Here is a 23,726-nt window from a genome sequence, read left to right as displayed (position 1 = left end):
ATGAAATCAGGTCTGCCGTTCATGTATAATGGACGTACGACAATAGGCTGGATGTTTCTCGGACTTTTCCGGTCAATACCGAAGGAGGAATCAAGCATGCTAGTGGTTACGAACTCAATTAAGGTTAAACCGGGCTTTGGAAAAGAAATTGCCCAACGATTCGCTGAAGCAAAAGGCGTACAGGAGATTGAAGGATTCGTGCGAATGGAAGTATGGCATGAAGCCAAAGAAGGCGCCGAGGCAGAGGAGCTGAAGATTTCCACGGTATGGGAAAATGAAGAAGGCTTCAAACGCTGGACTTCCAGCGATTCATTCCGCCAATCCCATGGTCAGGGGCGAAATGAGAATATATTGGGTGCTTCCCTGAACAAATATGAGCTCTTGGTCAGTCATACAAAGTAAACTGGCATAAGCTTGATCCTGCACCGTTCATATCGAACTGTTGGCAGTGCGTGCAGGACGCTGCCAATACAAATACCCCGCCCGGGCATCTGCCTGCTGGCTGGGTATTTTTTCTGTGGGGTAGGTCGCTCCTGCTACGTTCTCATTTCCACGAATCGTCATGGATGTACATAGCATATTGCAAGGCTGCTGCTATTCACTTACCGTATATCCCGGCAGCAATTCAGGGTTGTGGGCGCGCCCTATCTTGATCATGTAATCGTTCAGTTCATTCAGCTCAGGACCCTCCATTACATATAATTGCCTATTCACCTTAAACTCACTCGCTACACGAACCACCTGCTCTCCTTGCACAACATTCATAAAGAACAGAAAACCCGGCGGACTCGATTCTTCTTTACCTGTAATCCGTTTAGCTTGGATGGGCTCCAACCTCTCTATAACGGGTTCAATATCATTCTTATGGTCCAATATGATTCGCGTGCCGTCCCCATAAATCACCTGAATGGACTTCACCTCCGGTGGGTCCAGCTTTAGCAGTTCCTTAACGGAATACAGACTTTGATCCAAAGACTCGGCATCTTCGTTCGATTTGCTGCATCCACCCATTCCAAGCACCGCAATCATGCCCACCAACATGATATACAGGAACCTTTTTGACATTCGATCACCCCCAAGTAAGTTCCGCCATTCCCTTCTGTCCTGAAGTGATCCAAATACTATACAGACGAAATGGTTATATTAAGCACGATCAAGCAAACCCATCCCCTTAAGCGAAAGGAGCTTATGTTCTATGGAAAGTACACATGATTTTGTGGAAAAAATGAATGAGAATGCGGAGAAAGCCCGCCGCAACAAAAATAACGGCAAAGGCACACCCAGCGACAAACTGCCGACCAAACAGCACGGCACCAAGAAATAACATACAAGAACACCGCGATCCTGGCAGGATCGCGGCTATGATATCAGGGACGCCCGAAACACCAGTTATGAGCGCTCCCTCTACATATGACTTACAGCCCCTCGGATGCCTGCTTCAGCAGGGAGCCGAGCATATTATAATCAACCTGCTGCCCTGATGAGATTTTGATGGTTTTTCGTTCAGGCGGCCCTTCGAACAACTCTTCAGGAAAGTCCAGGCCATCCGCATGAAATATCGTAAAGCTGACGGCGCTCTTGGCGACACTGATCACGGCTGCATATTTTCCGTTTTTCAAAAAATGGGGCTTTTTATATTGAATCCTTTCTGTCACGTCAGGAATCGTCTCGTGTACCAGTTTGCGCAGCTGCTCGCTGACTTCCACCTTCCAGGCATCACTAATGGCTGCAATGTAATCTGTTACTTCTTGATTCATTTTATCTGCTCCCTCTATATCATAATATAGTATTTTTTCAGCTCAGCCCCGATGAACCATCTGCCAGGTCATTCCGTATCGGTCTATCACTTCTCCGTAATAGGCTCCCCAAGGCTGCAGGGCAAACGGATATTTCTCGGTACCCCCATCACTGAGATGGCGATAAGCAGCGCGGGCGTCTTCTTCGTGAGCGAACGTGATGGCCAGACCCATGCTTGAGCTCTTGGCGGTATCCTGAAAAGCATCAGTGAGGATAAGCTTATTACCGCCAGCCAGCGTTAACGACATGTGCATAATCTTATCTTGATGGGCTTCGGGTATCCCTGGCATGTCTTTGAATGTGGTCAATACATCGATCTCTCCACCCAGCGCCTGAATGTAAAAATCCGCCTGTCCTCTTGCATCCTCCGAAATAATAAAAGGTACCATTTGTGCTTGCATGTTCATCTTCCTCTCAATTCGTTTTTTTGTTTTATACCTAAATGACGAATGAGGTTTGGCCTAATCGACACTATTTCATATTTTTTTTAAAAATTTTTAGATTTTTTCTTCCGCATGTCTTAAGGCTCCGTTGACAGGCATTCTGCCGCACGGTTTAGCAGCAGAGCACGTTCCTTCGAGTTATCCGTCAGCGATGCCGCCAGCTTGAATTCCGCGCAAGCTTCATCCATACGTCCCAGCTTAAAGAGCATGTCACCCCTTACACTTGGGAGAAGATGATACCCCTTTAGGGCAGGCTCGCTTTGCAGAACATCTACGATTTCAAGTCCGATTTCCGGCCCGAAAGCCATGGAAAGAGCAACCGCCCGGTTCAATTCCACGATCGGGGAAGGAGAAACCTGAGCTAACGCCTCATATAGCGCGGAGATTCGAATCCAGTCGGTCTCTGCTGCACTCGGCGCTCCGGCATGACACGCGGAAATGGCAGCCTGGATGGCGTAAGGTCCCGTCATTCCGCCCAACCGCTCGATCCGATCCAGGGCGGCAAAGCCTCGGCGAATCAATATATAATCCCACAAGGCCCGGTTCTGATCCATTAGCAGGACAGGATCTCCCTGCGCATTGACCCGAGATTTGAACCTAGAGGATTGGAATTCCATTAACGCAACTAATCCGTGCACCTCGGCCTCTGTTGGCACGATCTCCGCCAGCACTCTCCCGATCCGAAGCGCTTCCTGACAGAGCAGCGGACGAATCCACTGGCTGCCAGATGATGCGGCATATCCCTCATTAAACATCAGATAGATGACTTCAAGGACGGATGATAACCTAGGTTTAAGCTCGGCTCCCTGCGGAATCTCGAATGCCACCCGGGTTGCCGACAGCGTGCGTTTGGCACGGACGATTCGCTGTGCAATTGTCGGTTCAGGCACAAGATAGGCGTGGGCAATCTCCGCTGTCGTTAATCCGCCGAGCAAACGCAACGTCAGGGCTACACGCGCTTCAGGGGAGAGAACCGGATGGCAGGTCATGAAGATCAGCCGCAGAATGTCGTCGCTTACTTCACCCTCCTCCGGCACTTCAAATTCCGAATCGATCTGGGAATCCATGTCGCGTCCCAACTGCTCATATTTCTGATCGCGTACTTTATTTCGGCGCAGCAGGTCCAGCGCTTTGCGCTTCGCAGCAGTCATAAGCCATCCGCCGGGATTGTCCGGTATACCGTCTTGCGGCCAGCGCTCTAGCGCAGCGATCAGTGCGTCCTGAGCCAAATCCTCGGCAAGGCCGATATCACGCACCATCCGGGTCAGGTAGGCTATGATTTTGGAAGATTCGATTCTCCAGATGGCGTCAATCGCAGCATGGGTATCGGCCGCCGACATTAGGAATTCTGCCTCTGGATGTGCTCACGCATTTCATATTGCTTCGCCTGTGCATCCGGGTCCTGCGTCAGCTCGGTCGGTTCAAACACCTGACGGAGCTCAATCTGCCCAGCACCGAAACCATGCGGATCGGGCATCCGCTTGGCCCATTCGATCGCCTCTTCCCTCGACTTCACCTCAATCAAGGTATACCCCGCGATCAGCTCCTTCGCTTCCGTAAAGGGACCGTCCGTGATTTTCGGCTTGCCCCCGGGCTCCGGATAAGAAATCCGGATGGCGCCTGCGCTAGGATGCAGCCCATCTGCTGCAAGCAGCACACCCGCCCTGGCCAGTTCCATGTTGTACCTCATCATGGCATCCAATTGCTCTGCGCTTGGCAGCACGCCCGCCTCGGAATCCTCGGTTGCTTTAACAATCATCATAAATCTCATCACTTTATACCTCCCTGGTTATCCCTGCTTATACTCAAAATTTCCGTGTTATGCTTCATTAACGAACAGAGCTTCTCCTAATCGACAAACCCATCAAATTTTTATAAAAAAATAATTTACCATTATTTCGTGATCAGACCCTATTTTCCTGTAAGAAGAATCCACTCCCCTTAAAAAATCTACGAGGATTAACATGAACGCCTGAGTGGTCAAAGGGTATCACCGCCCCTGTACCGAAGTGATTAGCTATCATTTCTCATGAATGCGGTGATCTCTTATGGACGTTATGATCCCAAACCGGATCCATATTATCGGCTCCGTCGGCAGCGGTAAAACGACACTGGCCAGAGCACTGGCTGCTCAGTTAAACCTTCCTTATTATGAGCTCGACAATGTCGTATGGGAAAGAGCCGAACCGGACGATATTCGCAGAAGTGAAGCGGACCGGGATGCGTTATTGCTAAGCATCGTCAACAACAATTGCTGGATTATCGAAGGCGCTCATCTGAATTGGGTCAGCCCCAGCTTCCGCCGTGCAGACCTTATCGTATTTCTGAACCCGTCCTATTCCACGATAATCTGCCGGATCATCACAAGGTTTATCAAGCAGCGACTGCGACTTGAACTGGCACACTACACCCCTACCTGGAACATGTTCATTAAAATGTTCCAGTGGAGCGCCGCCTATCAGCGGAAAGGCAAATATCAGATTCAGGACGCGCTCGCGGGTTATCCAGGAAAGGTGGTTGTCGTGAAGAATCATGGACAACTCATGCAGCAGCTTAAACAGTGGAAGCCCTCCATAGAACAGCAAGAAAGGACCCCCGGTTAACCGGAGGTCCTTCTCATTTAGAAAATATTCATGCTTAAATATCGTTCTCCTGTATCCGGGGCAATGCAGACAACCCGCTTGCCTTCCCCCAGCCACTCCGCTACGCGAAGAGCCGCGAATACTGATGCGCCGGAGGACGGGCCTACCAGTATCCCTTCCATACGGGCCAAATTCCGGGTGGTTTGCAGCGCATCCTCGTCAGCGATCTGGATGATCTCATCATAGATACCCGTATTCAGAATCTTCGGTACAAATCCCGGGCTTGTGCCCACCAGTTTATGCGGTCCCGGCTGTCCGCCGGAGAGCACAGGGGAGCCCTTTGGCTCGACTACTGCAATATGCAGGTTCGGAAAAGACTTCCTCAGCTCTTCTCCGGTTCCGGTTACGGTACCGCCCGTTCCTGCCGTTGCCACAAAGGCATCCAGCCGCCCTTCCATCTGCTCCAATATTTCCGGTGCTGTAGTCATTCGGTGAATGTCCGGGTTAGCGGCATTCTCGAACTGCTGCGGAATGAAGCTGCCTGGAATCTGTTCCTTAAGCTCAAGTGCCTTGGCAATCGAGCCTGGCATACGTTTACTGCTTGGTGTGAGCACGACCTCCGCTCCATACGCCTTCAATATATTTATCCGTTCCTTGGACATGTTATCCGGCATAATCAGGATGGCCCGATAACCCTTGGCGGCTGCGATCATCGCCAGGCCAATACCCGTGTTCCCGCTCGTCGGCTCGATTATGGTGCCCCCTGGCTGGAGCAGACCCTGCTCCTCTGCTGTATGAATCAGATTGTAAGCCGCGCGGTCCTTCACACTGCCGGAAGGATTGAACCTCTCAAGCTTGACGTAGACATCAGCTGACCCTTCCTGAACTAACCGCTGAAGTTTTACCATTGGCGTTTGACCGATCATATCAACTACACTGTTATAAATCTCCATGGTGTGGATGTTCTCCTTTTATATATGAAGTGAAGTCGCTTTCCGCTAACTATATTACTTATAAAGACAATAAGCTTACTCGGATTATAACAAAATCAACGATTGACGTACATTCCCGGAAAACAGACGCATGAAGCTGATACTTTTTTTCACGCTGGCCCACGGCATGAACAAGGCAAGGCTCGCCGCTTTTCGCATGGATATATGGTATGCTGTTCACAGTAAATAACGATCACACTTCCCTCGGAAGGTATGATTTTCCCATAGTTTTTTACACGATTCACATGTTAGAGGAGGCAAAACAAGCGTGAATATTCCGCTGTCACTACCTGAAGATCAACCCATTCTACTGCTCGACCGGACTCATGATTTATCGCACCAGGACGTGCTCTACCATTTTGCACTGGACGAGCTGCTGTGCAGGCAGACTGGAGAAGGCGGACCGGCCATCTGCCATCTGTGGCGGCATCCGCATGCTTTTGTTATGGGCGTGCGCGACAGCCGCCTACCTCAGGCATCCCGAGGGGAAGCTAAACTTCGCTCTCTGGGCTATGACACGGCCGTTCGCCATTCGGGCGGTGCCGCGGTGCCCTTGGACGCCGGTGTAGTCAACCTGTCCCTCATCCTCCCGTTCACCTCTGACCGACCAGCGCCTGACTTCCATCTGGACTTTGAAATTATGGTAGAGCTAATCCGGGAAGCCCTTCACAGCACGGGCCAAACCATAGATACCGGCGAGATTGCCGGTGCCTTCTGTCCCGGGACGTTTGATCTAAGCATAGGCGGCCTCAAATTTTGCGGCATTGCCCAGCGGCGACAGCGGAAGGCCTTCATTATTCAGGCTTTTATCATTGCCGAAGGTTCGGGCAGCGAGCGTGCAAGGCTGGTTCGTTCCTTCTATGATATTGCCGCCGCTGGCGCCGATCCCAAGCAGTATCCTCTTGTTGAGGCTGGCAGCACGGCGAGCCTCGAGGAGCTGACGAATCTCGGCAGCGGCGCCGAAGCCGCTCATCATTTCACGGCAGCCGTTAAAGAGGTCATTCGCGCATGTCAAGCAGGTCGGGAGCTAACCGAGGCCGCCTCCAGATTGGTTATGCCGGGCACGGAAGAAATCCATGCCATGGCTGAACAGATGCGTCAGCGGTATAAAATCGAGGAATAAATCTTTTTCAGAGTCAGATACGACGAAAGGTATAATCACACCCCCATCTTGGGCAACCCAAATACTAGAACGGGCTTCATTCCCCAATTCTATGAAGGAGGTGCTATGTATGGACGATACAGAGAATCGGTGCGAATGCTGCGGCAGAACTGGGGTGGAAACCACCGTTCATCATCTGACCCCGCGGGAGTATGGCGGTTCTCACCTTCCCACAGCTCTGTTATGCATTCCGTGCCACAAGCAAATCCATCACCTCTATACCAATAAACAGCTCGTCGATCAAGGTATAACGACCCTCTCCGCGCTGCAGCAGGATCCGGCCATGCAGTCCTTCATCCGCTGGATCCGCAAAACTCCCCCCGGTACCATACCCAGATCCCGCAAATCCAGAAATGTTCGGGGACGCCGATAACCTCTTTGTGATTAGTTTATTTTTACAATTCTGCCATTCTCCTCTGATATTACCTTAACACTTCCCCTATAAACTTGTCCTGATGGCAATAATTCATTAGGGGTGAATAAGCTTGAGTAAAACGATGGATCGCAAAACGTTTCTGTCTTACCTGGGTACGGGGGCAACCGCGCTTGCTGCCGCATCTGCAGGCTTTGGTGTATTGGAAGGCAAAGCTTCGGCCATGTCCGGAACCGCTGATCACCTGTTCGGATTCAAAACAAATCGCGTCAGCGGCTATTTTGAACCGATCGAACCAACCAAAGCAGACCAGCTCGTGCTGCCTCGCAATTTCAAATATGATGTCATTGCCGCTTTCGACGATGTAATCAATCCGGCTGGCGAGAAATTCGGCTCCGGCTGCGATTACAACGCATTTTTCCCGCTTAAGGGCTCCAATGTCCGCGGCCTCCTGGTCAACAATCATGAGTACTCCACCATCTTCTCCATCGGGCCTGTAAAGGATGGGAAGATGACAGCAGATCAAATTCATAAAAACCTGTATTACCAAGGCATGTCGGTCATCGAGGTCTACCGTGACGAGAACGGCGTCTGGAAAATGGACACCACCTCCACCCATGCCCGCCGTATCAACGGCTTCAGCAAATTCGATATCACTGGTCCCGCTAAAGGCATCCCAGCTCTAAAAGGCGCAACAACGGCTACCGGCACGTTTGCCAACTGCTCGGGCGGAGTAACCCTGTGGAATACGGTCTTATCCTGCGAAGAAAACTTTGAGGACACCGCCGCAGTCTCGAACCTGCCAGATACGCATTACGGCTGGGTCGTTGAGGTCGATCCATTCGATAAATCTTTCCTGAAAAAGCACACTGCGCTCGGACGATTCAATCACGAGAATACTGCGATGGGTCTTGCGGCTGACGGCCGGATCGTTGTCTATATGGGCGATGACAAGAAGGATGCCTGCGTCTATAAATTCATCAGCAAGAACAAATATGACAAGAGCAAAGGCCGCGCCAACTCCGCGCTTCTGGAAGAGGGCACCTTGTATGTCGCCAACCTGAAGTCCGGCAAATGGCAGCCGGTTACCCTGGAAGCGGTAATCAAGGCTACCGCAGAGAACCAAGAAGCAGAAGCCAAATTCAAGTCCCAAGGCGATGTGGTCACATACTGTCAGGAAGCTGCCCGTCTTGTCGGCGGAACACCGACCGACCGTCCGGAAGACATCGAAATCTCGCCGTTTGATAATACCGTGTTTATCTGCCATACGAACAATGACAATCACGGCAACATTCACGGTCATATTACTCGTATCTTTGAAGCAGGCAGCGATCTGGCCGCGATGGAGTTCGACTTTGAGATCTTTGCGGCTGGTGGACGCCAATCCGGATTCAGCTCGCCGGATAATCTGGCTTTCGACTCAAACGGCGACCTGTGGGTCGTGACGGACATCTCCAGCAGCAGCCAGAACAAAGGCGTTCATAAATCCTTTATGAACAACGGATTGTTCGTGATTCCAACAAGCGGGCCAGAACAAGGAGTCGCACTCCAATTTGCTTCTGGACCAGTTGAATCCGAGCTTACAGGTCCCTTCTTCACCCCCGACGAACAGACGCTATTCCTGTCCGTTCAACATCCGGGCGAGAATACAGAGGACCTCAGCAAACCAACCAGCACATGGCCTCATCGTCCCGGCGAGAATATGGCTCGCTGCGCTGTCGTAGCAATCAGCGGTTTCAAGCTGGAGTAACAACAATCGAAAGGAGCGAGGATCATGCCGTTTGGTAACATCGGAATCGGTGGTTTAATTCTAATTTTGATTATCGCACTCATCATATTCGGTCCTTCCAAGCTTCCCGAGCTCGGTCGCGCTTTCGGGCGGACCTTAAGTGAATTTAAGGGCGCAACCCGAGGCTTGATGAACGGAGACGACGAGAATGAAAAAAAAGAAGATGCTCCGCAGACTGCAGCAGCGACCACTAAGCAGCAAGGCTAATCCGAACGACCAAAGCGCGATCGAGCATCTGGAAGAAATGCGGAAGCGCCTGATCCGTACGCTGATTGCGTTTCTGGTCGTGATGGTTGCGGCTTTTATCTACGTCGAGAAGATTTATCACTGGCTGGTACGCGGGATGGATAAGCAGCTCGTTCTGCTCGGTCCCTCCGAAGTGATGTGGGTGTATATGATCATCGCGGGCGTGGTGGCCGTCACTGCCACGCTTCCCATTGCCGCTTACCAACTATGGCGGTTCGTACAGCCGGCGCTGCCGGACGGGAACCACCGCTCCGCCATGCTGCTCATTCCCGTGATTAGCATGTTATTCATCGCTGGCATCTGCTTCGGATACTTCGTGCTATTTCCGATGGTGCTGCAATTCATGCAGCGTATGGCTGAAGGAGCTTTCCAAACGATGTATACCGCGCAAAAATATTTCACGTTCATGATTCATATGACCGTACCGTTCGGATTCCTGTTCGAAATGCCGGCCATCGTCGTTTTTCTGACGAAGCTCGGCATCGTCAATCCGCACCGGCTGGCCAAGATGCGCAAGTCAGCCTACTTCCTGCTCTGCATAGTAGCCGTTACCATTACGCCGCCGGATATCATGTCTGATCTGATCGTGATCGTCCCGCTGTTCCTGTTGTACGAAATCAGTGTTTCGATCTCCAGATTCATCTATCGCAAACAGCTGCAGCCCTCTCAAGCAGAGAGCAGCGCGGCCTGACCTACGTCCGTTTCCCCCAATTAGGACGGAACCATATAGAACCCGTGAGCTAGGCAGCCTAATCAAGCAGGTTACCTGACCCACGGGTTTTCTTTTGTTATCTCACTTATACTGCTCGGACTTCACAACTTATCCTCTTTGTTATATGCACCCAGGTCCTCGTTACCCCCTCCCTCATCTGAGACTTTCGGCATGGTTCTGCGGTTTATTAGAAATGATCCATTGATTTATCAGTCAATTTCTCCTACTATTTTCAATAGGATAGTTATTGCTTATATCATGAAGGCATTGTTATGCCGACGCTTATGATAGCGCTATCAATAATAAAATTGGTCAAGGTGATTTTGCAGGGTCGGTTGTCCTGAAGAAGAACGCCTTATTTGCAAGAATCCAAGCCGTCCGCTCGCATATTAGCTAATGTTTAATCCACCATCAAACGGGAGGTTGCATATGAAATGGAATCACTTCAAGTCCAAGCTTCTGCTTAAATACACACTGTCTTACATTTCCATTTTCCTGATACCTCTTGTTATATTAACCATCATTATTTACCACAATGCCGTGGATACGCTCCGTTCCGAGATCGAGCAGACCAACGTCAATCAATTGAACCAGGCGAAAACTGTCATCGATGAGCGCATGAAGGAGCTGCAGGACATTGCGTTTCGTATCGCCTATGATGAGCAGTTGACGCATTATTGGACGCATCATCCCTACTATAGCCGAGAATCCATCAGTGCCCTGGTCAGATATAAAGCCACCAGTTCCATCATTGATGAGCTGTTCCTGTTCTTCCGTGAAGATGACAGTATTTATTCGTCACAGGGCTTTGAGGACCTGAACGTCTTCACCAAAAACTATAAATTCAACAGCTGGAACAAATCCGAGATCGTCCACGATTTGAACTCCGTCAAAATCCCAACCATGCGCCCGGCGGAGCAATTAGTACAGGGAACCAAAATCCAAAATTCCATGCTGGCATATCTTGTGCCGATCGCGCCTAACAATACGCCTGCCCATGGCACCGTCATGTATCTGATCCATGAGTCCAATCTGACCGGATTGATTGACTCCATCCTCAGTGACTACCATGGTATGACTTATATTTTTGATAATAACGGGCAAGTGCTGGCTGCCAATTATCAAGGCGAAACGATCACGGAGCAGGAAGTCCATGCTCTGTTTAAACTTGATCCCGGAACGCACAATCTTTCCTTGAATCAAGAGCCGCATTCGGTTGTTTCCGTCAAATCCGATTCAGGCTGGACGTATGTCACTGCGATGCCAAGCAACCAGTTTTTCAGCCGAATCGTTCATATTCGCACTTTTGTGATTCTGGTGTTCTCCTTTGTAGTGGTAATGGGCACCGTGCTTGCGATTATGCTGGCCCGTAGACAATATCATCCGATTTCGGACTTGATGGAGTTTATACGGATGAAGGACCATCCCGTACCATCTGCAACCAGCAATGAGCTGGAATGGATCAAAAAGACGCTGCATGATTACAGCCAACGCGTCGATCTTCAAGAACCCTATGCACGAAATCATATTCTGCTCATGCTGCTAAAGCATGGACATACCGGAGAGTTCCCTGCGGAGTTCACAGAGAAGCTGGGGATCCGTTTCAATCGCTCCCATTATTTTGTGGTGATGATGGGCTGGGAATCGCAAGCCCTTCCCATCGGCGACAAGGAGAAGCGGCCTGTCATTCAGCTGATGAACGAAGTAGATCTGCCATCTTTCTCCGCCTATGCCTATGGAGTAGAGCTGCCGCAGCCCAATCAGCTGGCATTCATTGTCGGATTTGATGCCGAAACCGGTCATGAGGCAAGCCTGAACGCCCGTATGGAGCCAATTACCCAGGCACTGCAATCGATGGCTGAAGAACATACGGGCATCTCTCCGGCGATCGGGGCAGGCAACCGCTACAGCTATCCGGAGCAGCTGAATCAATCCTTTATTGAGGCATCGACCGCTTTAGAAACATCCATTCTTCACGGTCAAGGCAGCATCACCTTCTTTCACACTCTCTCGGGTACAGGGGAGGAGGGATCTTCCTTCTGGGTACCCAAGGATGTGCTGCTGAAACTGGTTCAGAGCTTGAAACAAGGCAGCTACGATGTGGCGGTTCAGATGGTATCCACCGCATTGAATAACTTGAAGACGGAAATGCCATCCGTACCGCTTTTGCGCTGCATCTGCTTCGATATTCTGAATACGATGCTGAAGACCGCCTCGGAGCTCGGCATCCATCATGTCGTCAATCAGCTTCCACGGGTCACTTCCTATGACTCGCTGGAAGATTTGGAGAAGAAGCTTGCAGGGCTTGCCGCAGAAATCTGTGCTCATGTCGAGGCGAAGAGCGAGACGGAAGAAAGTTCGCTAATGGATGAAATCGTCGCTTATATCGACGCCAATTTTGCGGATTATGACCTGAGTCTGGGCACGATTTCGTCTACATTCTCCATCTCATCGGCATATTTCAGCCGTTCCTTCAAAGAAAAGGTCGGCATGAACTTTACCCAATACATCTGGCAGAAACGGATGGATGAGGTGATCCGGCTGCTGCTGAACACTACAGACCCGTTAAAGGATATTATCACTCGGGTCGGATACCTGGATACACCGAGCTTCATCCGCAAATTCAAAAAAGAGACGGGGTATACACCTGGGCAATACCGCAAAATGAACAGCCCCAATGCAGGCGATTCCGTGGATGACGATGATGAGGAATGCATGTGATAACGAAGTTGAATGATAGCGTCAAGTAAGACGTCAGGTCACGGTAATGGACGCTAGCTTCAAGCAGTGCATCCGAATGGTTGCAGACGATAGCGCAAGAGCTGCTTCGGTTTACGGTTTTGACGATGCCTCAAGAAGTGCGTCGAGAACAATTTAAAGCTGAATAAATGAAAACCTCACCGGACCCTTAAGGATCCGGTGAGGTTTTTTGTATCTTATAAAATGCTGATAAGTCCTTCGTCAATTGCACTGCCGCCAGCTTTCCCTATTTCTTGGATATGGTGCCGTGAAACCCTTGATGCATAGCGTCCAGCAGGCGATGGGTCGGGTCGCATCCGTATTCCCAGAACATGATCCCAGCCAACCCTTGTTCCTTCACATAATCGCATTTGCACTGAATCGATTCCTCATCGTCATAAGAAATCAGGCTGGAGCCGTTAAACAGATACGGCGCACAGGCTTCCTCATCCCAGTAACGAATGTAGCCGTTCTTGTTGATATAATTAGCAGCAAGCTCGGAGAAAGCTGGTCCATAGCCACCCGTAGTACCGGCCATTTGATGAAGACCGTGGTTGCGGTCCGGCACCTCGTTCCATACCCGCGAGTAGAAAGCGGCACCGATGACAATCTTCTCCTTGGGAACGCCAGCGCGAACGAACAAGTTCACGGAAGCATCTGTACTGATTCGGAAGAGATCACCGGTCGGCGTGTACAAGTTCGTATGATGTCCGGTCAGAATCTGAAACCCGCCGCGCATATCATAGGTCATCAACTGGACAAAATCCAGATACTGCTGCACCTCAGCCATTTCCGTACCATCCACATAGTACTGGTCAGCTCCTGCGGCAATCGTGAGCAGATAATGCCGCCCATCCCGGACGCCCTTTGCATCCAGGGCTTCACGGATCGTCTTGAGAAGCAGGGTGAAATTCTGTTTGTCATCCGGACTCGATCCAATACCGGCCTCACCGTAACATGGATACTCCCAGTCCAGATCAATCCCATCAAAAGGGTATTCCTCCAGCACCCGTACGGCGGATGCAGCCATGCTAGCCCTTCCGCTCTCGGTTGCGGCGGCTTCAGAAAAACCCCCGGCGCTCCAGCCGCCGATAGACAGCAGCACCGTAAGATGGGGATGATCCCGCTTGATTTCCCGGACAACCTCGCCATTCTTTAACTGTTCAGTGGTAATCTCATCATTCTTGACATGTCCGAAGGCTACGTTCAAATGTGTTAACTTTTGCAGATCCTCCTGCGTCATGTCGGGAAGAACCGAATCAACGGCGTAACCCGCCACAATATATTTGGACATTGCTCTTCACTCCGATCCCTTCTAGGGTTGTATTATCGCGGTCGCAATCTGCAGGGCTTCCTTCCCGGTGCCGAGCTTGTAACCGGAAGCTGCATAACGGATTTGATCCTGACTGTCCACCACAAACAGATGAGGATAGCCCGCTTCATGGGCCGCTGGATTCGAGATAATAGCCGACAAGGAAGCATAACTGGAATCCCGTACAAAAACAGTGCGGGCTGGCAGCTTCGGATAGCTAGCCGGGTCAAAGGAAGCCGTCCATTCCGCATCCCCGATTATCAGCACAATTGGCAGCCCCAGCTTATCCAGCGGCTCAGCTAGCTCTCCCAGTTCGCGGAGCAAATGCTTGGTCGGCTCCCGCTCCGGTTCGATCCAAGCAGCGATAGCGCCCTCGGATCCCAGAAGAGCCTTCAGATCGGCTCCGCTTCCGTCTAATAGGGTCAGCTTACTGCCCGGAGACAGTGTGCCTAGCACCGGAATGTCGACCGTCGTTTCACGATAGGTTAGCGCTATGCGCGTGGTATCTCCAGCACGGACCGTAAAGTACGTGAAACGCACTCTTACCGTTCCATCCTTCAGCCGGATGCCTGACGTAAGGCGGTACGAACCCGGTTCAACCTCATACGGCTCATCGTAAACATCGGTGCTGCCATATGGATACACCAGCGTTTTGTACACACCGTCTTCCAATCGGGCAAAGCTAAAGTTCTCGGTGTAGGATGCAGGCGGTGTATCCTGTGAAGCGTTCGAATCCCTGAGAAGCTGCAGCTGCCCCCAGCTTGAGCTCTCCTGATTCGGCTGCGAATCCAAACGGAAGGCCGATTCCCAGCTTCCATTACGGAAGAACTGAGGCTTCTGCTCGCTCGGATGCAGACGGGCCGGAATTTCGAGACTTCGGCAAGTTGCCACAAACAGGATGTCCAGCGACTGCTCATCTCCCTTCATGAGGCTATATGTGCCAACCGGATTTCCTTTCCCCTTCAGGTTTGGAAGATCCTCCGCGTAGGTATAGCCTTTCTCCAAATGCCCGGCCAGCGCAGAAGGATCCTGCCTGAATGCAGCTGCATCAGCAGCTGTATAGGCATCGGCAAGTACACGCCGATAAGGCACCAGCATTTCAAAGGAAACCCGCGGACATAGAATGTATTTCACGAAGGTATCTTCATCCCAATCCCCACGCTTAGAGAGCGCCCCCACTAGGTGATCATCCAGCGCCAAACGGAAGGTATCAATCAAGTCCTTCTCGTTCAACGACTCCAGCAGCCGCAGTGGCCACTCGCCGTACTCTCCGGAACGCTCCTCCAGAAATGCCGCGATTTCCCGGCTGTTGCCTCTGGCCTTTTGCAGGATGTCCCATACCCGCTCAGTCGGCAAATCGAACTTCTTGGCCAGTGTGAATGCCTCTTCTTGGTCTAAAAATGTCCCCTCGTAATCGGTCCGGATCTTCGTCCCTTCCTCCAAACGGCGGTTATGTGCCTGAATCTTCTCTTCGGATAAAGCCGGTACGGTCTCCCCTTCCCCTTCCGGAGGGGGAACCATATCAAAATCCACGATCCCTGACGGCTGTTTGGATGAATCAAGCACAAATTCGATATGCTCGCTATCCTGGGCTTTATAATGAAGTTCACTCCACTTCCCGCCTTTGACCACTCGGATCAAGAGGTCTCCATAACCCGTCTTGAAGGAAGCCTGCCCTTGCTCATCCGTCTTGATTTCGGCAATTGGATAAAATTCGGCCATATTATACAGCTCAAATCGAACACTTGCGCCGGAAACGGGCTTTCCCTGCTCATCCTTCACATTTAAGTATAGGGTGCGCGTCGGTGCATAGTTCTCCAGCAGATTAATCTCCGTAAAGCCCTTCTCTTTAAGCGTAATATCCTCCGGGCCGGGGTAATCAGCAAAAATACGTGTATTAATCAGCATCGCCCTGCGTGCAGGCGGACTGAACCAGCCTTGATTCAGGCGGGGTTCCGGTTCGCATGCCCCGATGTAATACCACTCGCCGTCCGCCCATGCTTCCACCCAGGCATGGTTACTGTCTGAGTGGGCCCAGCGCGGCGTATAGACTTGACGTGCAGGGATGCCGATGCTTCGAAGAGCAGCAACCGCCAGCGTTGACTCCTCGCCGCAGCGACCGCGCGCGTTGCGAATCATCGTCAGCGGCGAAATGGTCCGCAGATCACTGCCGATGTAGGTGGCCTTTTCATGACACCAATAATTGGTCTCAAGAATGGCATCCGCCATCGATAACTGCGCTGTACGTTCAGCCAGTTCGTTATACAGGATACCGAGGTAATCCTCGATATTCTCCGTATTAACCCGATAAGGAAGCACGAAGTGCAGAAACAGGTGATCCGGCACACGCTCCCCCCAAGGCACACGCTTACGAATGTCCAGTGCTTGACGCACATGGTTCAAGAACAGCTCTCCATCATAATCCGCCAAATCGTTCACCGGCATATAGGCAAACATATATTTCAGAGCCCAAGTCTCTTCTTCCGTCAGCTCCTGGTCAAATATATGAAACAGCGCATCTTTACGGGCTTCTGCAAAAGTGACCTTCTCCTGAAACTTCCGCTCGATCTGCTCCCTTTCTTGCGAATCAAGCGAGAACACTGCCGTTTGACTATTCATCCCAGCGTTCACTCCTTCCATAGCTTTCCGTCTTCCCGAATGCAGATTAGAGCCGTTCCGTCCGATGAAGGGGCACTAATCTGGAACATACTGCGAGTCGTTTCAATCACTGGCTGGATGCTCCATGAATCCTCACCCATGAGCTGGTTCGTATCCTGCGTGAATTTGCCGTGGGCTTCATAGTAATTACGCTGTCGGTAATAGAGTCTGCGCAGCTCCCACTTGATCATTTCATCGTCCGGTAGCGTAAACGACTGTTGCTCCTCACCATCAGCGAATACAACATAACCCCAAAGCTCTGGATAATGCATATTGATAATGCCCATGGGCGACCATACCCAGTTGTCCTCCGGATAAGGCTTGCCCGTTTCAGGATTCAGTACCTTACGGTACTCGCCATCTTGTACCTCGGTCTGCCATTCCACGCGCGAGAAGTTGACGCGCCAGAACTCACCCGGTGCAGGACGGCGGCCGCCTTCGGCACATTCCTTGAGACTGGTCCATGGAATCGCCACCTCCAGGCTCCATTTCCGGTTATCAGCGTCTGGACGGTTCAATTCTCCGTCGATATATACAGCTGTCTTGAGACCATTGATATCCCAGCCATTGACTGGCGGCCCGCCATCGCGATAAGGCTTCACAAGCAGCAGATCCCACACCGTGTTCAAAGCATTAATCTCAAATTCATAGTATTGATGCGTGTCCCCATCCGGATCAATGAATATTTCAAAGTCATTATCATAGAAAATAACCGAATCGCGTTCCGTCAACGTCGCCCAGATCTGATCCTCAATCAGCTCGGCGGCAAAATAAAAATACTTGTCATCCCAGAGCATTTTAACCCGGGTCTGTTTGCCCGGCTTTGGCTTTAGATCCCCTTCAATATCTACGAAATCGTCAGTCCAATCCGCAGCCTCCCAGAATGCCTTATCCACGCGGCCATCTAGTACGAGCGGCTGTTCCGCGCGCTTGCATATATAATGCTTGGGAGCATACTCAATCTTCGGCTCCGGCACACCACTTCTGAACATGTCATTCTCTCCGCTTCATGAGGGAAGCTTGGCACCTATTAGCATAATAAGCGCCGTCCCTCCCCGTGATGTTTAGTTATGCGTAACTACGGCTCCTGATCCGCCGTACATCTCCAGTTCTTCGTCAAATTCCAGCTTAAGGACCGTCACCTGCTCATGCGTATCTTCCGGCGTCATCTTGATCCAGGTTGTTCCCGGGATATTGAACCAAGGCACGCCTCCATGGATTTCATGATCAAGCTCCTTGCCCGAATGCAGCACCGTAATCTTCTTGATCGGGTTGCACAGCCCCTTGAGGCACACGTTCTCTTTCGGATCATCGTATACAAACAGGTACAACGTCTTTCTATCCTTGGAAATCGTGCTTCCTCCCAGATAATAACGGGTCATGATCCCTTCGCCCGTTCCGAATACGGCCTCCTCATGAGTCCGAATCCATTCTCCCAGACCAAGCAGAATGTCCTCCTGTCTTGGATCAATGGTGCCGTCTTCCTTTGGTCCGATATCCAGCAGCATATTGCCGCCCATTGAGATGCAGTCGCAGAACATTCGGATGATCTGGTTTAATGATTTGTACTTATGGTCTGTCGGAACGTAGCCCCACGACGTGTTGATTGTGGTGCAGAACTCCCACGGTCCCTCCGGTCTTGTGATCGGAATGCCTTGCTCGGGCGTTTTATAATCGCCGTGGCCCTGAAGACGCGAGTTAATGATGATATCCGGATTAATGGATTGCAGGTAATGCTTGAACTCCGGCAGATTCCACTGCTCGGCACTGCGTTCCCAATCGCCGTCGAACCACAGCAGATCCACCTTCCCGTAATTCGTCAGGATCTCCCGCAGCTGGTTGTTATTAAACTCCAGGAACTTCTTCCACTTTTCCTCATCCTGAACACCGTCCACCGGGCTTGAGTGCGGGTTAACGCTGCTTAAATCCTCGGGTACTCGGCCACCCTCAAATACGCTCGGATAATCGGGATGCGACCAGTCGATGAGAGAGTAGTACATACCCAGATGAATCCCCTTCTCCCTGATCGCCTCTGCATACTCCCGCACGATATCCCGATTGGCTGGGGTTCGCTTCACTACATTGAGATCACTGTACTGGGTATCCCACAGCGCAACGCCATCATGGTGCTTTGTTGTAAGTACGGCATACCGGGCGCCGGATTTCTCGATCAAATCCGCCCATTTCTCGGCATTGAATTTCGATGCCGTGAAGCCATCCAGCTGCTTCATATACTCATCGTACGTGATCCTCCCATTGTAGAAGGACCAGGATTCCGCGACCCCATCCACGGCATAAATGCCATAGTGAATGAAGATGCCCAGCTTGGCTTCTTCGAACCATTTTTGCATATCGATCCACACCTCTTCTTGAAGTCCTTGTAAGTGGTAAATACGTTTTATGAGGTTGTTCAAAAAGTCCGCTTTTGATAAGAAAACCAATCGAGGCCAATCAAAGATGAGCGACCGCGATTCAAAGGTAGGTTTTCTTGCGATATAGAATTCCATCAGCTCTGCTGATAACGAATAAATTCTATATCTAACACGAAGCGAATCAGGAAGCAACTCGGCATCGAATCTTGAATTCAGCCGGGCCTAAGCAGATGCTTCCGAAGCATGTTTCCTGCGGAAACATTTCAGGTGCTCACGTACCCAAAACAGCAGATGCTTTCGAAGGCGTTTTCTGCGAAATCGTGCAGCTTCGCTCCTCAGTCCCTAGCTTCATCTAACCTAAAGCGTTTTGAAAAAACGCACTTCGGAAGCATAAGCCTCGGTCCTGAAAATCGACCTTTTTGAACACGCACTTTATATAACCCGCCTCTTAACGGAACCGGAGTACATGCGCAATCGGAGCGGCTCCCTGACGTTCCCGATCCGGAAGACGAACGGCGACGCCTTCGTCCGTACGGCGATATTCCAGCCCCTCTTGTCCCCCGACCAGATCAATGCGGCCAAACGCTGTCTGAATCGGAATGTGCAGCTCCTCAGGAACAGCTTCTTGCTCATTTCGATACAGGTAGATGGCATAAGTCGTATCGTCTTTCTGAGTAAACTGGACCGCACCGGAGGAATATGGTTCACAGACACGAGTGCCATAGATCGCTTCTCCATAGACTTTCAGCCAAGCCCCCATGCCCTTCATCCGTGAGATCGCCGTCTCGGGCAGTCTACCATCCGGCTGCGGGCCAACATTAAGTGCCAGATTACCGCCTTTGGCCACGATTTCGACCAGCAGATGAATGAGCTGACGCACCGTTTTATAACGGTCCTCATAACGGAAAGAGAAGGAGGTTCCCATCGTAATACAGCTCTCCCAAGGAACATGAAGGGCACGCTCAGGCAGGGTCTGCTCCGGCGTAATCAGATTCTCGTATGGTCCGCCAACCGTGCGGTCGGCAGAAAGGAGCCAAGGCTGGATCTGGCGCGCCTTCTCAACCACTTCACCCAGGCGGATATTCTGGTCCCGGTAATCGTTCACCCAGCCTGCATCCAGCCACAACACGTCAATGCGGCCGTAACGGGTCATCAGTTCCATGATCTGCTCATGGGTAAACTGGACAAATTGTTCCCACAGCCATGGATATTTCTTCGGGTCGTAGCTCGGGCCGCGAGACGTAAAGCTTCCAGCCTCCATTCCCGGTGCCCAGTAGTACGGCGTATGCCAGTCGGCCTTGGAGAAATAGGCGGAAATGCCAAGGCCCTTAGCACGGAAGGCATCGAACAGCTCTTTCGTAATATCGGCGTGTTTATGCGCATGGAACGGACAGTCCGGACCTGTGACACGATAGTCGGTCGTATGCGTATCCCACATGCAGAACCCGTCATGATGCTTGGTCGTAAAGTTCAAATACTTGAATCCGTTATCGGCTGCCAGGTCTGCCCACAGATCAGGCTGAAAGCGAAGGGGATTGAAGGTCTTGTTCAGATCAAAATACTGCCGCTTCAATTCCTCTGCATCGATATCCCAGTCAATGCCGTCACGTGACCAGTCTGCGTCTTTATCACTCAGCGCCCATGATTCAACAAGACCCAGCTGAGAATACGGCCCCCAGTGCATCATCAGGCCCAGCTTCTGATCCTTGAACCACTCAAGACGCTCTAGAAGCAGCGGATCCTCCGGCTTGACCCACTTGTCCTCACTGCTGAAATTGTGTACGCCCTGCTCCACAACCGCTTGTTCTTCCTCTACCTGCTTGTTCTCCGACATCGTGTGCCTCCCATAATTCGCTTATAATTTACGGTTTCTATAAGACCGTGTGAGAATCTTGGCCTGCCCTTTAAAAACAATAGCCAACCCCCGGTCATGAATTGACCGGGATACGTTGGCTCTTTGTTTGTTATCTATGCATCTGATTATTTCCCTGTATCCCAGCGATCGTATGCGCCTTGATAAAGCTCGACGAGACGGTCGCTGCCCATTTTTTTCACTTGAGCGACGTATTTATCCCAATTCTCAAGCGGCTCCTGGCCTGTTACGAATTTCGCTTCCATCTGCTTCACGTACGTATCCAGGTCGGACGCTAAAGCCGTTGCCTCGCTCTGCTCTTCATTTGTCAAATAGACGTTAGGGAACGGCGCTTTTCCGATCGGTACCAGCTTCTCTTGATTCTGCTGGTCAATCCACTCATCGAATTCGGTACGAAGACCTTTCGCAACATCCGGTTCGTTGATGCCCGGCGTCAAAATACCGTAGTTCGGCGTGATTTTGCCGCGATACTCCTCACGATCTCCACCACCTGGAACAGGCAGCCACTCTTTCACACGGTTTTCTTTGTCCTTGAATTTCCACAGTGTGCCTTCAGGTCCTTGGTTAAACAGCGTTGCACCTTCGTAGCTGTACAGGTAGTCAATCCAGCGCATGGAAGCTTCCGGCGAAGGGTTGCTGCTGGAAATGGCGAATGTACCTCTTGCAGAAATACCAGGATGCATGCCGTATACAGGTGAGCCTTCAATTTCGCTCTTCACTGGCGTCATAAGTGGATTCTCGCTGCTAGGCTCGCCTCCAAGGGTAAAGTACGAATGGTAGTCGTTAAACAAGGCCAGCTGATTGTTTTCTCCCTTAGCCTTTTTCTGGTCAGGTGTTTGAGAGAAGGTATCATGATCCAGCAATTCTTCCTTCCACAAACGATTCATGAATGTCAGATATCCCTTATAGCCTTCTTCCTGGTAAGGATAATGCACTTTTCCTTCCTTGTCGGAGTAAATGCCCTCGTTGTACATTCCCCAGAAGCCGAAGAAGTACATACGCAGGTCATCCAGCTTGACCGAAGTCAGCGGAATCTCGTCTTGCTTGCCGTTTCCGTTCGGATCCTCTTCCTTGACACGTTTCAAGAATGTATATAATTCCTCAGTCGTTTTAGGTTCGGTTACGTTGAGCGCTTTCAAGAATTTGCCGTTATACCACATTGGGCCTCTATACCATACGGCAGCCTTGTCGACAAACGGAAGCGCATAGATATGTCCGTCTGGGGTCGTAAAGGATTTGCGGATATCCGGATTCGCATCAAATAACTTCTTAATGTTTGGAGCGTATCCTTCGTCAATGTACTTCTCCAGTGGAATGAGGATCCCTTGACTGCCGTAAGTCACCTGCTCAGCAGGCTTCAGATCAGCTGCGTAGAACATATCCGGCAAATCGCCGCTTGCGAACACCAGATTCTTCTTCGTTTCAAAGCTGTCGATCGGGGACAGCTGGTATTCCAGCTTGATGCCCGACAGTTTCTCCATTTCCTGCAGGACCGGCATCGTGCTCCAGTCAGCTACGCCCGCATCCTGCGACATCACTTTTAACGTTAGCGGTTTGTCTACAATCGGGAAGCCTTCCTTTTTGACTCCCTCGGTGCTGACCGTCCCGGTACCCGAGGCTCCCGTATTCTCTTTGGATGAACCACAAGCTGCAAGCATGGTTGCTGATAAGGTGAGGCAGAGTAAAATCGATGAAGCCTTGCGAAGCTTTTTCATGATAACAACTCCCCTTTTCTGGTGTTTGAATTTATGGTCTAAGATCAGCCCTTAACAGAACCAATCATAACACCCTGAACAAAGTAACGCTGAAGAAATGGATATACAGCAATAACTGGAAGTGTAGCAACGATAATGACCGCATATTTGACCAGTGCAGCGATCTCCGCTTTGGAATTCATCGCCGCCGCTGAAGAGGCGTCAATCGCTCCGCCGCCCTGTGCTGCCATCTCCTGAAGAACCAGGATTTGACGAAGGAAGAGCTGCAGCGGGTATTTCGAGGCATCATTCAAATAAATCATGGCACCGAAATAGCTGTTCCAGTGGCCAACGCCGTAGAAGAGCGCCATGACGGCAATAATCGGCATTGAAAGCGGCAGCACAATTTTAATGAATAAGCGAAAGTTGGTACAGCCGTCGATATGAGCCGCTTCCTGCAGCTCCTTCGGCATGGTGGATTGAAAGAACGTACGGGATACGATGATATTCCAGATGGATGCTGCGCCGGGAAGAATCAACGCCCACATGCTGTTAACCATTCCGAGTTCCTTCACCAGCAGGTAGCTTGGTACGAGTCCGCCGCCAAAGAACATGGTCACGATGAACATCGCCATGAAGAAACCACGGCCTACAAAATCTGAGCGACTGAGCGCGTACGCTGCGGGCAGCGTAACAATCAGGTTCACGATCGTACCGATCACGGTATATAGAATGGTGTTTCTGTAGCCAATCCAAATATTGGCGTTCTCAAACACCCGGGCATACCCGTCAAAGGTGATCCCTTTCGGGAACAGCCACATTTCTCCTGAGCTTACAAACTTCGGATCACTGATGGAAGCGCTGACAATATACAGCAGCGGGTACAGCACGATGATCAGCGCAATCGTCAAATAGATATAATTGCATAGTAAGAAAAACTTATCTCCTTTGCTTTCCTTCACTGCGGTTGACATATGTTGTT

Annotated in this window: 22 protein-coding genes; 9 read left to right on the top strand and 13 right to left on the bottom strand. The window is 50.9% G+C overall.

Going from position 1 to position 23,726, the window contains the following annotated elements:
- Positions 1 to 96 precede the first annotated feature (96 nt).
- Positions 97 to 402 carry an antibiotic biosynthesis monooxygenase gene (locus ABEQ74_RS10030; protein WP_053491040.1) on the top strand — a complete coding sequence of 102 codons (306 nt, stop codon included), beginning with the start codon at positions 97 to 99 and terminating at the stop codon, positions 400 to 402.
- Positions 403 to 594: 192 nt separating this feature from the next.
- Here the strand turns inward: ABEQ74_RS10030 and ABEQ74_RS10025 are convergent, their stop codons facing one another.
- Positions 595 to 1,065 carry a hypothetical protein gene (locus tag ABEQ74_RS10025; RefSeq protein ID WP_430121981.1) on the bottom strand — a complete coding sequence of 157 codons (471 nt, stop codon included), beginning with the start codon at positions 1,063 to 1,065 and terminating at the stop codon, positions 595 to 597.
- Between the two features lie 130 nt (positions 1,066 to 1,195).
- On the opposite strand from ABEQ74_RS10025, the gene ABEQ74_RS10020 reads away from it, so the two are divergent.
- Positions 1,196 to 1,324 carry a DUF4023 family protein gene (locus ABEQ74_RS10020; protein ID WP_007128896.1) on the top strand — a complete coding sequence of 43 codons (129 nt, stop codon included), beginning with the start codon at positions 1,196 to 1,198 and terminating at the stop codon, positions 1,322 to 1,324.
- A gap of 91 nt (positions 1,325 to 1,415) precedes the next feature.
- Here the strand turns inward: ABEQ74_RS10020 and ABEQ74_RS10015 are convergent, their stop codons facing one another.
- The 4 genes from ABEQ74_RS10015 to ABEQ74_RS10000 all read right to left on the bottom strand — a co-directional run bounded on the left by ABEQ74_RS10015 (position 1,416) and on the right by ABEQ74_RS10000 (position 4,011).
- The gene (locus tag ABEQ74_RS10015; RefSeq protein ID WP_430121979.1) at positions 1,416 to 1,757 is read right to left on the bottom strand and encodes a DUF1801 domain-containing protein; all 342 of its coding nucleotides are present in this window, start codon (positions 1,755 to 1,757) and stop codon (positions 1,416 to 1,418) included.
- Between the two features lie 42 nt (positions 1,758 to 1,799).
- Entirely contained in the window at positions 1,800 to 2,198 is a 399-nt protein-coding gene (locus ABEQ74_RS10010) for a VOC family protein (RefSeq protein ID WP_430121977.1), read from the bottom strand.
- A gap of 119 nt (positions 2,199 to 2,317) precedes the next feature.
- Positions 2,318 to 3,580: an RNA polymerase sigma factor gene (locus ABEQ74_RS10005; protein WP_430121975.1), complete on the bottom strand. Its 1,263-nt coding sequence runs from the start codon at positions 3,578 to 3,580 to the stop codon at positions 2,318 to 2,320.
- Positions 3,580 to 4,011: a YciI family protein gene (locus ABEQ74_RS10000; RefSeq protein WP_054405307.1), complete on the bottom strand. Its 432-nt coding sequence runs from the start codon at positions 4,009 to 4,011 to the stop codon at positions 3,580 to 3,582. The genes ABEQ74_RS10005 and ABEQ74_RS10000 overlap by 1 nt, the downstream gene beginning before the upstream one ends.
- Positions 4,012 to 4,288: 277 nt before the next feature.
- Between ABEQ74_RS10000 and ABEQ74_RS09995 the strand changes: the two genes are divergently transcribed.
- The gene (locus tag ABEQ74_RS09995) at positions 4,289 to 4,843 is read left to right on the top strand and encodes an AAA family ATPase (RefSeq protein WP_430121973.1); all 555 of its coding nucleotides are present in this window, start codon (positions 4,289 to 4,291) and stop codon (positions 4,841 to 4,843) included.
- Positions 4,844 to 4,860: 17 nt separating this feature from the next.
- Here the strand turns inward: ABEQ74_RS09995 and cysK are convergent, their stop codons facing one another.
- Positions 4,861 to 5,775, bottom strand: coding sequence for a cysteine synthase A (cysK, locus tag ABEQ74_RS09990; RefSeq protein WP_430121971.1), 915 nt, complete (start codon positions 5,773 to 5,775; stop codon positions 4,861 to 4,863).
- 307 nt (positions 5,776 to 6,082) lie between these two features.
- On the opposite strand from cysK, the gene ABEQ74_RS09985 reads away from it, so the two are divergent.
- From ABEQ74_RS09985 to ABEQ74_RS09960, 6 genes are all read left to right on the top strand, one after another.
- Positions 6,083 to 6,937: a lipoate--protein ligase family protein gene (locus ABEQ74_RS09985; RefSeq protein ID WP_430121969.1), complete on the top strand. Its 855-nt coding sequence runs from the start codon at positions 6,083 to 6,085 to the stop codon at positions 6,935 to 6,937.
- 109 nt (positions 6,938 to 7,046) lie between these two features.
- Positions 7,047 to 7,349: an HNH endonuclease gene (locus ABEQ74_RS09980; RefSeq protein WP_430121967.1), complete on the top strand. Its 303-nt coding sequence runs from the start codon at positions 7,047 to 7,049 to the stop codon at positions 7,347 to 7,349.
- Positions 7,350 to 7,473: 124 nt separating this feature from the next.
- Positions 7,474 to 9,099: a PhoX family protein gene (locus ABEQ74_RS09975; RefSeq protein WP_430122152.1), complete on the top strand. Its 1,626-nt coding sequence runs from the start codon at positions 7,474 to 7,476 to the stop codon at positions 9,097 to 9,099.
- Between the two features lie 24 nt (positions 9,100 to 9,123).
- Positions 9,124 to 9,345 carry a twin-arginine translocase TatA/TatE family subunit gene (locus ABEQ74_RS09970; RefSeq protein ID WP_430121965.1) on the top strand — a complete coding sequence of 74 codons (222 nt, stop codon included), beginning with the start codon at positions 9,124 to 9,126 and terminating at the stop codon, positions 9,343 to 9,345.
- Positions 9,302 to 10,075 (top strand): twin-arginine translocase subunit TatC, encoded by a 774-nt coding sequence (tatC, locus tag ABEQ74_RS09965; RefSeq protein ID WP_430122151.1) that lies wholly within the window; start codon positions 9,302 to 9,304, stop codon positions 10,073 to 10,075. The genes ABEQ74_RS09970 and tatC overlap by 44 nt, the downstream gene beginning before the upstream one ends.
- Before the next feature lie 450 nt (positions 10,076 to 10,525).
- The gene (locus ABEQ74_RS09960) at positions 10,526 to 12,817 is read left to right on the top strand and encodes a helix-turn-helix domain-containing protein (protein ID WP_430121963.1); all 2,292 of its coding nucleotides are present in this window, start codon (positions 10,526 to 10,528) and stop codon (positions 12,815 to 12,817) included.
- A gap of 265 nt (positions 12,818 to 13,082) precedes the next feature.
- Here ABEQ74_RS09960 and ABEQ74_RS09955 read toward each other — a convergent pair whose 3' ends face one another.
- From ABEQ74_RS09955 to ABEQ74_RS09925, 7 genes are all read right to left on the bottom strand, one after another.
- Positions 13,083 to 14,129 (bottom strand): glycoside hydrolase family 18 protein, encoded by a 1,047-nt coding sequence (locus ABEQ74_RS09955; protein WP_430121961.1) that lies wholly within the window; start codon positions 14,127 to 14,129, stop codon positions 13,083 to 13,085.
- Between the two features lie 21 nt (positions 14,130 to 14,150).
- On the bottom strand, positions 14,151 to 16,766 hold the full coding sequence (locus tag ABEQ74_RS09950; RefSeq protein WP_430121959.1) for a transglutaminase domain-containing protein: 2,616 nt from the start codon (positions 16,764 to 16,766) through the stop codon (positions 14,151 to 14,153).
- 8 nt (positions 16,767 to 16,774) lie between these two features.
- Complete coding sequence (locus ABEQ74_RS09945; RefSeq protein WP_430121957.1) at positions 16,775 to 17,797, bottom strand: sugar-binding protein; 1,023 nt, start codon at positions 17,795 to 17,797, stop codon at positions 16,775 to 16,777.
- Between the two features lie 72 nt (positions 17,798 to 17,869).
- Positions 17,870 to 19,156 (bottom strand): alpha-L-fucosidase, encoded by a 1,287-nt coding sequence (locus ABEQ74_RS09940; protein WP_430121955.1) that lies wholly within the window; start codon positions 19,154 to 19,156, stop codon positions 17,870 to 17,872.
- Positions 19,157 to 19,625: 469 nt separating this feature from the next.
- On the bottom strand, positions 19,626 to 21,011 hold the full coding sequence (locus ABEQ74_RS09935) for an alpha-L-fucosidase (RefSeq protein WP_430121953.1): 1,386 nt from the start codon (positions 21,009 to 21,011) through the stop codon (positions 19,626 to 19,628).
- A gap of 146 nt (positions 21,012 to 21,157) precedes the next feature.
- Positions 21,158 to 22,765, bottom strand: a complete 1,608-nt coding sequence (locus ABEQ74_RS09930; protein WP_430121951.1) for an extracellular solute-binding protein — start codon at positions 22,763 to 22,765, stop codon at positions 21,158 to 21,160.
- A gap of 44 nt (positions 22,766 to 22,809) precedes the next feature.
- The gene (locus ABEQ74_RS09925) at positions 22,810 to 23,718 is read right to left on the bottom strand and encodes a carbohydrate ABC transporter permease (RefSeq protein WP_430121949.1); all 909 of its coding nucleotides are present in this window, start codon (positions 23,716 to 23,718) and stop codon (positions 22,810 to 22,812) included.
- Positions 23,719 to 23,726: the final 8 nt, after the last annotated feature.

Origin of the sequence: Paenibacillus solani (genome assembly GCF_050475945.1) — a bacterium.
In the GTDB taxonomy this organism is placed as follows: Bacteria; Bacillota; Bacilli; order Paenibacillales; family Paenibacillaceae; genus Paenibacillus_AQ; species Paenibacillus_AQ solani_A.
This window is presented reverse-complemented; position numbering and strand designations above follow the sequence as displayed.